The sequence below is a fragment of the Campylobacter sp. RM6914 genome (assembly GCF_004803835.1).
Taxonomy (GTDB): Bacteria; Campylobacterota; Campylobacteria; order Campylobacterales; family Campylobacteraceae; genus Campylobacter_A; species Campylobacter_A californiensis.
Genome location: NZ_CP012545.1, coordinates 1,301,319 through 1,313,135 on the forward strand (window position 1 = coordinate 1,301,319; position 11,817 = coordinate 1,313,135).

General features: G+C 41.4%; 11 protein-coding genes. All 11 read right to left on the bottom strand.

The genetic code is table 11. The features are described from left to right. Positions 1-8: 8 nt before the first annotated feature. The gene (locus CCAL_RS06785; RefSeq protein ID WP_172285089.1) at positions 9-1,778 is read right to left on the bottom strand and encodes a tail fiber protein; all 1,770 of its coding nucleotides are present in this window, start codon (positions 1,776-1,778) and stop codon (positions 9-11) included. Further along, entirely contained in the window at positions 1,778-1,924 is a 147-nt protein-coding gene (locus CCAL_RS06790) for a hypothetical protein (RefSeq protein ID WP_172285090.1), read from the bottom strand. Before CCAL_RS06790 ends, CCAL_RS06785 begins: the two co-directional genes overlap by 1 nt. After that, entirely contained in the window at positions 1,917-2,297 is a 381-nt protein-coding gene (locus CCAL_RS06795; protein WP_170017129.1) for a hypothetical protein, read from the bottom strand. Before CCAL_RS06795 ends, CCAL_RS06790 begins: the two co-directional genes overlap by 8 nt. Next, positions 2,294-3,286 carry an SU10 major capsid protein gene (locus CCAL_RS06800; protein WP_172285091.1) on the bottom strand — a complete coding sequence of 331 codons (993 nt, stop codon included), beginning with the start codon at positions 3,284-3,286 and terminating at the stop codon, positions 2,294-2,296. Before CCAL_RS06800 ends, CCAL_RS06795 begins: the two co-directional genes overlap by 4 nt. 104 nt (positions 3,287-3,390) lie before the next feature. Next, positions 3,391-5,070 carry a hypothetical protein gene (locus tag CCAL_RS06805; protein WP_172285092.1) on the bottom strand — a complete coding sequence of 560 codons (1,680 nt, stop codon included), beginning with the start codon at positions 5,068-5,070 and terminating at the stop codon, positions 3,391-3,393. A 17-nt stretch (positions 5,071-5,087) separates the two neighbouring features. Continuing rightward, positions 5,088-5,657, bottom strand: a complete 570-nt coding sequence (locus tag CCAL_RS06810; RefSeq protein ID WP_172285093.1) for a hypothetical protein — start codon at positions 5,655-5,657, stop codon at positions 5,088-5,090. A gap of 1 nt (position 5,658) precedes the next feature. Beyond that, positions 5,659-9,309 carry a PBECR2 nuclease fold domain-containing protein gene (locus tag CCAL_RS06815; protein WP_172285094.1) on the bottom strand — a complete coding sequence of 1,217 codons (3,651 nt, stop codon included), beginning with the start codon at positions 9,307-9,309 and terminating at the stop codon, positions 5,659-5,661. Beyond that, the gene (locus CCAL_RS06820; protein WP_170017119.1) at positions 9,309-10,526 is read right to left on the bottom strand and encodes a DUF4670 domain-containing protein; all 1,218 of its coding nucleotides are present in this window, start codon (positions 10,524-10,526) and stop codon (positions 9,309-9,311) included. The genes CCAL_RS06815 and CCAL_RS06820 overlap by 1 nt, the downstream gene beginning before the upstream one ends. A 2-nt stretch (positions 10,527-10,528) precedes the next feature. After that, positions 10,529-10,810 carry a hypothetical protein gene (locus CCAL_RS06825; protein WP_172285095.1) on the bottom strand — a complete coding sequence of 94 codons (282 nt, stop codon included), beginning with the start codon at positions 10,808-10,810 and terminating at the stop codon, positions 10,529-10,531. Positions 10,811-10,820: 10 nt separating this feature from the next. Further along, positions 10,821-11,516 (bottom strand): HIT family hydrolase, encoded by a 696-nt coding sequence (locus tag CCAL_RS06830; protein WP_170017115.1) that lies wholly within the window; start codon positions 11,514-11,516, stop codon positions 10,821-10,823. A 3-nt stretch (positions 11,517-11,519) separates the two neighbouring features. Then, positions 11,520-11,795, bottom strand: coding sequence for a hypothetical protein (locus CCAL_RS06835; protein WP_172285096.1), 276 nt, complete (start codon positions 11,793-11,795; stop codon positions 11,520-11,522). Positions 11,796-11,817: the final 22 nt, after the last annotated feature.

The following is an 11,817-nucleotide window of genomic DNA, read 5'->3' on the forward strand; positions in this document are numbered from 1 at the left end:
TTTGTCCTTTATCTTAATTCAAGCCATAGAGGTATTGTTCCTGCGTTGATTGCTGCAGAGTATGTGGAGCCGGGAGGTATTATCGCACAAAGTGATATGATCTCTGATGCTGATGTTGCGAAGTATTGGAGCGGTTTTCCATCTACCGTGAGTATTCCGCCACAACTGCCTGTGAGTGCAGATGTTCTTAGGGAGATATAAATAGGTCTACCTGTAGTGTTGGTATATGTTATACCCGGCTTTCTGTCTTTGGTCATATCTTGCCAAGCTTGGTCTACACCTATACTTTTGTTTGCCTCTATGGCTTCTTTCACCGCTTTTTCGGTTACGGCTACATCTTCGGCATTACCGGTAATTGAGTTTTTTAGCTTTGTTATTCCAGCCTTTGCTTCTGTGGCGTATGGCGTGTCGTCTATCTCTGATTGCGTGGCTTCTTTGACATCTTTGGCTTTTATAAGAACAACTACTGAACTGTTTGTTGGTCTTGTTTCATCACCACCAGTTTCACTGGTAGGGTTATTCAATGTTAAAGATTGGTGTCCATACCAGTTGCCACTCTGTGTGCCTATGTTTCCTCTAGATGTATAAAAGTTATGACTATGTTTCTTTATTTCATCTTGCTGTAGCTCGCCCAAAGGCAACGCATTCCCGCCTACGCTTCGCATAAATCTACCATCGTTGAATGTGGGGATATTGAAACTCTCTCCGCTTCCGCCGTATGTATAGCCTATGACGGCAAAGAGTTCGGCATACTCTGATTTTACAAGGCTTCGTCCGTCGCAAACAAGAAAACCCGAGGGCGTATGGCTTTCAGAACTCCAAAGCAGGTATGAGCCAATTTTGAGCCCGTCGCTTATTTCGGATTTTAGGGCGTATTCATTAGCACTTACTCCGCCAAGTTTTGCACTATTAGTTGCCGTGGCGGTGATGTCTAGCTTTGTATCATCTGTTATCGTTATATCTTTAGTGCCGTCAAAAGCTACTCCGTTTATGGTTACGGGAGTTGCTAGTTTTGACGCACTTGCTGCATTTTCGTTTGAATCTAGCTTTTTGTCTAATTCATTTTGAACAGCTGTAGATATAGGTTTGTCTATATCCGGCGTATTATCTACCTTGTCTATGCCTAGAGTTGTTTTATTTGTCGAGGATGTAATTAGCTCGTTTGTTTTTGCGGAGCTATATACCGTTGCTGCGCTTACCATATCATCATTTACTAGACCATTCGTGTTTATGCTGATCAGGTCTCGTAGCTCGTTTTCTACCCTTTCTTTGGTCGCAATGAATTCTTCTTTGCTTTCGTCGTATTGGGTTTTATTGTCGGTTATATCGGCGTTTAATTTGCTTATATCATTTCTTAAACTGATCGTGTCGTTAAATGCGATTAAAAATTCCTCTACTTTTTTATATATTTCCGTCTTAGTGCTATTTACCTCGACAGCCGTCGCACTATTTTCGTCGCTTATATCGTCTATGGTAGTTTTTAGCTCGTTTAACCTATCAAGAAGAGGCGTAAACTCCGGGTAAGTGTTAAGAAAAACGGAATACTTAGAATTAAAGTCTGACGCTTGAACGTCTAGTGCCTCTTTTGCAGCTAGAATATCTTGCTTTATGTTCGAGACATCATTTTTTGTTTTTGAGATTTGTGCCCCTATTGCCCTGACACTATCTAAGTTTATATTGTTTATTGCTTCTTCAAGCGACGTAAGCTCATTTAGTAAAAACTGCAAAGCTTCTAATTTTTCAGCCCCAAGTTTTAGTTCATAGATTGATGATGGCATTATTTATCCTTTTGTAGTCCGCTATTTTTTATTGTTTCTTTGGATGATATAAGTTTTTTGCTAATCTCTTTAAATATCTTTAGCAAATCTATTTTTGATAGTTTTTCTGCGTTTTTTAAAGCTGTTATAAAACCACTTTCATTCATATAGATTTCCTCTTCCATCGTTTGCGATATACTCTGAGATATTTTCAAGTGCCAAAGATCTGTAAAACTCATCTTTATTGATGATAAAAGCCACGTAGTTTATGACCGCATAAGTTAGGCTCTCATCTATCATTATGTGTTCGTTCTCGTTGGCAAAATTTGGTTTATCTGGGTAAGTTATATAAAAACCGTCCTCTAAGTGCCTATACACACGCCCACCTTGTTCGCCCCTTATTAGCTCACTAGGCACGCACTTATTAGCCACATACAGCATAGCTTCTAAAAATATTTCAGAGAGTATCTCATCAGACGGCAAAGCCCTACCGCTCGCCGTCTTTATTTGTAAGATTTCCTTAGCTCTTACGCTAGTCATACTTGCTCGCTTTTTAGTCCCACACCGATAGCAAAGGCATTAGGGTTACGCACCTCTAGACAACACTCGGTGTAGTAGCGCTTTTGCTTTGCGGTTTTGCTTGTCGGAACATCCTCGATAGTAGTCGGAATAAATAGCCCGTTTTTCGCGTAGCTAAAATCCCCCGCGATTAGCACGTCAGCTAGCCCAAATTTACTACTTAAAAAGCGGTGCATTCTAAAATTGACTTTACCGAAATCAGTATCCAGGCTTACCACTTTTGCCTTTAGCGCGGTTTCGTTGCTAAATTGACGCGTTGCTAGCTTATTGATCGCGGGTTTTAGCGCAGCACCGATAAATATGTCTTTTGGTGTCGCCCCACTGTCCCAAATTTGCTGTAAAATTTGATGCAAAAGCGTCTCGTTAAGAACAACCGCGTCGCCTTTCCAATCCCCCGTGCTATCAAAAGCCAGCACATTGCCACGCTTGCCCCCACTAAATGTAGTTGCTCCATTTGCCACATAGTGGAACAACCCCGCCATTTCTCCTGCCTGCATATCTGTTCTTGCCGTAGACGCCTTGAACACGCTCTTTTTAACGTCTGCATCGCGGCCCAAGCCAAGCAAGGCATACTCTATATCGAGTTTATGCTCTTTTGCCTTTTTTGTTGTTTCATGCTCTAGCTCTTTGCCACCGTAAGTTCTAGCTGTTTGCATGGTCTTTGATACGCTAATATCTGTTGTTAGGATTTGAGTATCGTTGCTTAGCGATACTTTTGTGCTTTTGCCATCTCCCGTGAAGTCACTTATCTCCACTTGAGCGTTTTTCTTTGGTGTACCGATAGTATCGGTTATCCAGCTATGCTTTATGCCTTTTACCGGACTTGTGCCGATTAGGCTTAGCATAGGTGTTTCGTCGGCACCTATCATTATGATTTTGTTGTAGACTGATGGAATTAGCCCCTCACGTTTGGTTGCGGGCGATTGATACCCTGTTGAAGTTATCGCCATATTTACTCCTTTTTTTAAAATTTGTTAAATTATGGCTTAAGTGGCTGTCTCAAATCCACCCTAATTTGGGAATTTTGTATAAAATTTGACGGGTTTTGAAAGTTTTATCTTAAAAGCGTATCATCATTGCTCATCAGCGTCCCAGGTTCAAGCCCTATGTCGTATTCATCTTCTATTGTGTAGAATTTTCTAACTATCACGTCCGAGTTTTCTTCTATCTCATCAAGCGATGAGTAGTTTTCATATTCGCCCTTTTGCGAATTATCAACCATGTCTTCATCGACATAGTTGTTGCTTTGCCTAAAAGCCCCGTTTATATCTTTGATAAGACCAAATCCTTTTGCCCCTATGCCTACTATATCAAGCGCCCTGGTAAGCCAGTTTTGACTTCTTGCAAATACATTTGCATGAAGTGCCTCGCTAAAGCTCATATGCATTACACTTTTTTGCCCAAATTGCGAGGCAACCTCTTTTGTTCCGCTATTTAAAACGCTAGAGCTTAAATTTGATCCTGCCGCGCTTGTCGCGCTTGTGCTACCGCCTACAGCCCAGCTTTGCACGGCTACTCCGTTGTATAGGCTAGCAGTTGTTGTTGCAGTCGCGCCCGTTCCTCCGCTTGCGCTAATGGTTTGAGACGGTAGTGTTGAAGCCGCCGCAGTTTTTGCCCCGGATGAGAAAAATGCATTGATTGAAGCACCAAGAGAAAAAACTACTCCTATGATACCTATTTTTTTGCCCAGCCTCATTCCTCTTTGCGAATTTGATCCAATCCCCATCAAGGCTACACCAACACTGATCGCGCTCAGTCCTATCCCAAGCGCCGTAGCTATGCCTACTATGCCACTACCGGCAGCTACTCCAAAGGCAGACGCACTAACACTAGCCACGGCTGAAGTGGCGCTACTTGCAGCCACACTAGCGGCGCCGGCAGTCATAATGGTAGCTGCCATAATGATTATCGCTCCTATAGGTGCGAGTATACCAAGGCCTTTGTTTTCTTTGATGATGAGTGTGTAGTTTTTGCTCCATTCATCAACCCATGTTCTTACGCTCATCACGGGATGATTATTTTTTTCATAAAAAATCGGCATAAAAAACACTATAGCATCGTGATACTCATACCCCATACCATTATCGCCGCCGCGACCTGTTACATATGGTGGTATGTATACGATAGCATATCCGTCAGCCAAAAACCATGCATATCCGCCGCTATCTATAGGGTATATCCTTTTGATTTCTGTCCAACTATTTTGCATGATCGGATCATTGAAATTATATGTTTTACCTTTGTATACATAGCCGGCATAATCCTTGCTTGTGGCAATTATTTTTACTTCCGTGCCGACTTCATACCCGTCATTATTTACGATGCTACTTGTCTGTGTCCATTCGTATATACTCTGTTTGAGTGTTACCCCCGGTATGCTACTTCTTTGATTTGTGACGATATTTACCGTATCGTGATATATCCCATCTTTTGGGTTGCCATTATAGGGCTTGTATGGATTTTGTCCTACAAAAAGCTGATTCAGCCCTAGGTCATACCCGCTATCTTTATTGTATGGATTTCTGCTTGGCGTTTTTATGTCATACCTTAAATAAAAATACGCCTCTTCACCATTTGGCAGCGCTCCCCTTATTTTATCAAACGCTCTTGCTTTGCGAAGTAGTTGCAGATGTAGGAGTTCTAGTATCTTTGTAGCTGAGCGCGTCTTGCTAAATAGTATGTTTTTTGTTTGCTCAACAAGATCGCCGATGGGGCGATATAAGTGCTTTGTCATACGCTTACCTTACAAATTCATGGCGTAATTTTATCTATTGCGTTCAAAGCCTTTGTCGTCATGTCAGTAGGAGGGACAAGCCCGCCCGCCGTATATCCAAAAACAACGTCTTTTAGTATCGTGGCTTCTTGAATTCTTAATTTGTCGTCATAGTGTCTGATTTCTCTCTCTATCGCCTCTATGCTTTTTTCTTCTTTTTTCTTTTGAGCATCGAGCAGGTTTGTTCTTGCCTCATTAAAGGTTGCCTCTTTGTCGGCTAAAAGCAGTCTTTTTTCGGCAAGCTCCAGCTCTTTGGCTTTTAGGGCAAGGTCTACCTTTAGATTTTGTGCCTCTTGTTCCAGCCTTTCGTGTTCCACTAGGATTTGTAGTGCTATTTGCTGGCTCGAGGTGGTTACTGTTTGCGTCATCGCCACAAGGGCGTTGCACATAGTTTCAAAGTATTTTTCGTTTTTGAGCCCAAACTCATCGTGGTATTTTTTGAGCTCTACTGTAAATTTATCATACGGAGTGCCACTATCCATAGTGTTGGCTAAAACCTGCGTGTATATCTCGCCGTATGCTTTCTTTCTCTCATCCATTGTTGCCATTTTAGCTGCCTTTCTTTTTTAAATTTTCTTTTATTCTTTTGATAGAGGCGTTTAGGATACTGACTTTGCTACTCACGCTTATATCTTTGCTTTCTAGCGTCTTTTGCATTATCTCGCCGATTTTTGGGTTGTCGTTCATCTTTGAAATTCTTTTTATTGCTTCATCTTTCGGTAATTGTGGTATAATGTCGTTAGACTTTGCAGAACGTGATTTATCACCAGCCTTGCTCAGCGATTCTTTATCGGACTGAGGTGTAGAGTGCGGCGCCTCTACCTGCAAAGGTTGATTGTTTTTTTGTAGCCTAGATAGCTCATTTTTATTTGAGCTGGTTGTTGCGTGTCCTATTTTGCCACTTTCTTTTACTACTGCTATTTTCCCAATCTTGCCATTGTTAAGTTGTTTTGCTATTAAAGCCATATCATCATTGTTATTCTTAAAAAAATGTGTCGGATTATCCTTTATCTCTTTTATTAGCCTAAACACATCAGCCTCACTTTTAAACATTTCAGGGTGTTTTATGGCTAGGCTTTTTAAGTTTGCTACCCACTCATCATTTAACACACCACTTAAGTCATTTATCCATTTTTCTGGCTCAAATTTTTGCTCGGCGTATTGATACTCTTTGCCCCTACTAATTTCTGCGAAATTTTGACTAGTATCCTGTGCTTTTAAAAACGCATTTAGCCCCTCTTTTGTTGCACTCTTTAAAGATTTTTTGCTTTTAATTTCACTTTGTGGTATAATACTTCTATCAGCATCTAGCCTTTTAGCTGTTTGTGGGACACCTTGGCTAGTGGGTGCGTTCCCACCCCATACAATATCTCCTTTTAGTATATTTTTTAAGTCGGTATTTTTTATTGGTGTTGCCGTTATCCCTATAAAATTCCCTTTATCGTCCTCTACAACACTTAAAAATTTTACAACCTTGTCTTTACTGTCTACAAAAGTTTTAACAAATCTGTATCTGTCGCCATCTTTTACTATAAACAAAGGGTCTTCTAGCGTTGGCTTTACTAGATTAATATACTCTATCCTTCTTTCAAAATCCGATTTATCGGCTAAGTGATTTAACATCTTTACAAATGAAATCTTACTCTCAAAGATAGGTGTTTTTATGGGCTTCGAAAAGTCCCTAACGACCCCTAAAATATCAGCCTTAGGGTCTAGTTTTAAAGCCCATTCTTTGTTTTTTGATACATCTTTTACAATTTGCTTTATGTGTTCCTCGTTTAACCTAGATGCCTCTTGTATTCTTCCGCCAAGCTCATCTTTTACCGCCTTTGTCATAGCCTCAGCCATTTCATCGCTTGCGCCGCTTCTTTTTACGGCTTGTTTGAAGTATCCCAAGTCTTGATTTGCCTTTAAAGCCTTAAATCCCTCTTTCAAGTGATATTCAAAAGCTCCGTCATCGCCCCATTTGCCTATGTATTTAAAGACCGATTGTTTTAGTTTGTTTATAGCCACGGACTTAAGCATCCCCTCGGGGGTTTGAGCGATACCCGGGCGAGGTCTTGACGGGGCGATAAATTCCTTTTCAATATGGTTAAATATCGTAGCAAAGTCGCCCCTAGCATTTGCAAGATTTATCAAAGCGTCTTTTATATCTTGTGCTTCTTTGCTCTTAAAATTTATTTTTTGTAAATCCTCTTTTAGCCCGATACCATCTAGTAGTTCCGTTGGGTTTAGCTTGCCTCTTGTCGCTATGCGTGAGTCAAACAACGCCGTTAAAAGCTCAGTTTCAAATTTGGCTAGTTCGTCCTTGTTTAGCTCTTTTGTAAAAGCGTGCAAAACGTCCGCTTGTGATTTTTCGGCATCAAACACGGCTTTTAAAATCTCATCACTACTTGCGTTACCGTCAATTATCTTTTTTAAAAGCGGATTATCTTGTAAGTTTTTCATAGCGGAATATTTATTTAAAGCTTCTTTGTAGTAAGACTTTAGCCCGCTATCGCCTATAAGGTTATCTATCGCATTATCTATCACTTTACCAACCGAGGCTGTATCGATAATGGTGTTATAGGAGGGGTTTTTATTAAATATCCTTTGCGCATATTGATTAAAGTCCGTCTTTAGTTTTCTTAGCTCGTCAAAACTAAGTGGTATATCTTTTAATGTTTCTAGGCTTTCGATTAGCTGTGACGCCTCAGGCGACTTTGCGTCAAAGGTATTCATCCCTTTTAGCATTGCGCTTTTTGCCTCGTCTATCGCATTTGCGTTTAGCGTTGTGGTTTTACCTTGCATGGCTTGTGATATTTCTTGTTCCGCCCTTCCAAAGTCATCGCCTACTCTTGCGTAGTAGTCTTTAAAATTTTGACTTAGCTCGCCCTTTACGCCTTTTGGGAGAACCTCTCTTACGGCATTTACGTCAGATTGTGCTAAATCCGCTAAATTTCTAGCCCCTTGCCCTGTCGCATCGCCCCTTAGTGCGTTTATGACACGCCCAGTCATCTTGCTATCACTTAGCGACAAATCCACCAGTTCGCTTTGCGCAGCATTTACGCCCTTTGCATTATTTATAGCATTTGAAACATCATCTAGTTTTAGTTTTTGAGCTGTGCTAGCTAGGTGTTCCTTTATAAAATTTATCGGCTTATTTAATACTCTTATATCGGTAAAGTTGCCGTTATCTACATTGTATCCACCGACATTCTTAGCATTTTGTTGCATTAGCTCAGCCTCATCGCCCGCTATCGCTTTGGCTATGTTTTTCGCACCGCTTACGTTCGCACTAGGCAGCCCCTTTATTGTATCCTTAGCTACTCCGACAATTCCAAAATCACTAAGTTTTGAGGCTAAATCAAGTCCTTTATTGGCTACTATCTTTGCGGGTTCTTTTAGCACTTTTGCACCAGCACCCACTCCCATTAGTGCGCCGCCCGCCGCCAAATCATCGCTAGCGCCCTCTAACGCACGCATTAAAAGAGCTTGCGGGTCTATTTTTTCATTTATATTCTCAGCTCTATTTGCATAGTCTATACCAGCTCCCGCACCAGAGCCAAGCGCACTTGATAGCATTTTTACAGGGACGCCGCCCGGCAATAATGCACCGGCAGCCCCTCCCATTATTTCGCCCTTGTTTGCCGATATTTGATTTGTAAAATTTGGTGTAGCATCTAGCGTGTGTATTTGTCCGTTTTCACCGGTTTTACCAAAGTATATTTTATCGCCCTCTATTATTGCACCTAAATCATACCCACGATCTTTGGCTAGCTTATCATAGGTTTGTGCTAGCCTCTCATTGTTTGCCGCCCTACTCTCATCACTTTGTGCTAGTGTTTTTATAAGCCCTTGGGTGTTTTGTGCTCTTGCAATGTCGCTTTTTATCTTATCGGCATCGCTAGCCCCCGTGCCATAGTCGCCAAATACGCTATCTTCCCATATTGAATTAGCCGTGCGTTTCACGCCTTTGCCAAAACTTTTTACGCCCTCGCCAAAGTCTTTTGCAACCGCTATTGCATTTTCTACAAAGCCGTCCGGTGCCTTAGGTTTATTACTGACGATTGGCGCACTTGGTATAGGTTTGCCGTCTATGCCTAAATTTTGACTTTTAAAGTATTCTTTTTTAGCATACTCTTTTATTTGCAAAGGGGTTAGCCCTTGGCTTGTTAGCTCATTTATTTTATCTTGCCCTAAAAAACTTCTTGCGTTCATTACCAATCCTCATCTAGCGGATTTATACCACCGCTGTAATATCCACCATTCTCGTCCATTTGGTCGTGAAAACTCTGTGTTTGTGTTTGCTGTTGCGCTCTTTTTTTAAATTGCTCTTCTACCGAAGATGTTTTTTGCCCCGTATCGGCTCTTTTTTGTAAAAACGGCGTTATCTCTTTTGGTAGTCGCTCTATTAGTTCGTTTTTTTGCTCCTCTAATAGCTTAACCCCACTATAATTTCCCTGTGCTTCTAACATTTTTATAACTTCATTGTATGCACTTAGCTGATTGTCTATGCGTGAAGCCACCCCAGATAAAGTAGTGCTAAACAGCGTATTTACAGGAGTTATTTGTTTTAATGCGCTTATCTTGGCTTGATTGCCCCCGCCCTTTGTGTATGCCCTCTCCATATCGGCGATCGCTTCAGCGTCGGCATAAAGCCCGGCTATGGCATCACTATTTAAACCCAATGCTTTCCCAAGTGGAGCGGTAAGGTTATCAATGCCACCGCTTATTTGGCTCTCGTTTGCAACCAAATCATTAGCGTAAGGCACATATCTATCGAGTAGAGTTTTAGCATTATTTAGCCTATTTTGAGTGCCAACGGGCAAATTTTTAAGTGGATTGGCTTGCAGTTCTTGCGCCGCTTTTGCCTCCGCCTCTCTCATTTTCACCGCATTAGGATTTAAAAATGCCTCCTGATATGCGCTTATAACTTGCGGTGAAGCATTTTCTAGCTCTTTTGGCAAAACTCCGCCCATTTGATTAAATAGCATAGTTCTATTTAACGCCTCTTGCGCCGCTTTTGCCTGTACCTCTTGCTGACGCCTTAAATTTTCGTTCTGCTGAGACTGTAAAATCTGATTTTTATACCACTGGTTAAACGCTCTATTCTCGTTTTGAGCTTGTATCTGTGCGTTTAGCTGCTGCTGTTTTAGCGCGTAGTCTCTAGCGTCGGCTTCTTGCTTAAATTTAAATTCCCTCTCGCTATTTTCTTGCTGTGTCTTTCTCCACGCCTCAGTAGCATTTAGCACATTGGCGTTATGTGTTTCTTGTGCCTTATTCGAGCGCTCTTGCTCGTCTAGTTTCATCTGATTTTGATTTTTCTCGACATTTGTCTTATAAATATCCCAAAGGGAGCGACCTACCGCCCCCACCGCGTCTATCATATTTGTGTTGTAATTAAAGGCTACACGATTTGGGTTAAAATACGCCATCTTTAAATCCTGCTATAGCTTGATTTATTCCAAGCGTCGTATAAATTTTGCTCGGCTCTGTTTTGCCTGTCTATCTCTCTTTGAGATAGCATTTTGTTAAAGTTATAAGCGTCCTCTTGTATTTTTAGAGCCTTTTTAGCCTGTTTTTGCTGATTATACGCACCATAAAGCGCCCCGCCTGTTCCTGTTGCTGTTAGCCAGTTTGTGGTGCCTGCTTTGTCAGTATTTCCTAGCCAATCCCATACGGTGTTGCCTGCTTTTTTTAAAAACTCAAAAAAATCCATCTTGTCTCCTTTATACTAGCCCTGCCGATTTTAATATTTGTGCTCCGATTTCAACATCATCTACCTCTTCGCCGTTTTTGAGCTTATCAAACACACCTAGCTCCCCACCTGCTTTATCCGCACCTAATATCGGGTCAGGCTCCGAGGTTGGCTTTGCTACATTTATCATCGCCATCGCTACTGCTTTCCAGCCGTTGTAGTCCTCGCCAAGCAAATTTAAAAAGCCATTTTTCTCAGCCCACTCTCCTAGCTCCTCAGCCTTTATGGTAGGAAAGTCTTTATTAAATGTGTCAAGATTTTTATTAAAGATCTCTTGTCTTCTGGCCATCTCTTGCGCTTGCGCTTGTTGCTGTTGTAAAGCATTTAGTTGCTCCCTCATCTGATTTATATCAGTTAGCCCTAGTTGCTCGAGTAAAGTTTGCATCTCGGGTGATAAAGCTTGAGCTTGCGTCTTAACCTGTGCTTCTTGCTCAGCCTTAGCTTGTTCCGCCTTTTTAGCCTCTATACCAGCCATTGCATTTGCTATCATTGATTGCAGGCTTTGAGCTGTTATGCTTTGGTTGGCACTTGCGCCGTCATTGTTTGCAGCCTCAGCGCCGTTTGGCTCGCCTGCGCCCTCGCTAGGCACAGCAACTGTATTATCTGCCATCTCCTCGCCACCCTCTACATCGCCTAATAAACTTAATATTGCCTCTTGTTCTGTCATCTTTTACTCCTCATTTAGATTTTCGTTGTCATTGCCAGCGTAGCTCTCAAAGAAATTTATAAAACTCTCCACCAGCTTCGCACTCTCTATCGCTCTTATTCTTTTTTCATTTTCTAGTTTCTCGTTTTGTGCTGAGTGCATAAATTCAGCATACATAGCGCTCATTAGCACCAAAAAATCTAAAAACGCTCTATTGCTTAAAAGCCCTATTAGCTCCTTATTCTGCCCCATCTTGTCTATTTTGGCCATAAACAGCTCTCTTTGTATATCTCTTAACACTTTTTCTCCTTTAAATTTGATT